The following is a 340-nucleotide window of genomic DNA, read 5'->3' on the forward strand; positions in this document are numbered from 1 at the left end:
GCTCAGCAGGCCCAGCGCGAACATGTTCTTGCTGCGCTCGGCCTCCTTGCGGGACAGGTCGAACTCCTTCAGCGCCTCGACCGTCAGCGTCGTCAGAGGCACGCGGTGGACGCGGTGGCCGTCCAGGGAGCCGTCTGTCAGGGGATCGCTCGTGTAGCCGACCCTGGCCATGGCGCGCTTGGTGAACTCGTCGGTGTTGACGATGATCTCCCCGCCGCGCGGGACATCGGCGATGTTGGCCTTCAGCGCGGCGGGATTCATCGCCACCAGCACGTCGGGTGCGTCACCCGGGGTGAGGATGTCGTGGTCGGCGAAGTGCAGCTGGAACGAGGACACGCCC

Annotated in this window: 1 protein-coding gene; it reads right to left on the bottom strand. The window is 67.6% G+C overall.

Features of this window, described 5'->3' with window-relative positions:
* On the bottom strand, window positions 1-340 hold a 340-nt coding region (locus H0H10_RS00210; RefSeq protein WP_188178721.1), incomplete at both ends, for a 2-oxoacid:acceptor oxidoreductase family protein.

This window comes from Streptomyces griseicoloratus, assembly GCF_014534645.1.
Lineage (GTDB): Bacteria > Actinomycetota > Actinomycetes > Streptomycetales > Streptomycetaceae > Streptomyces > Streptomyces griseicoloratus.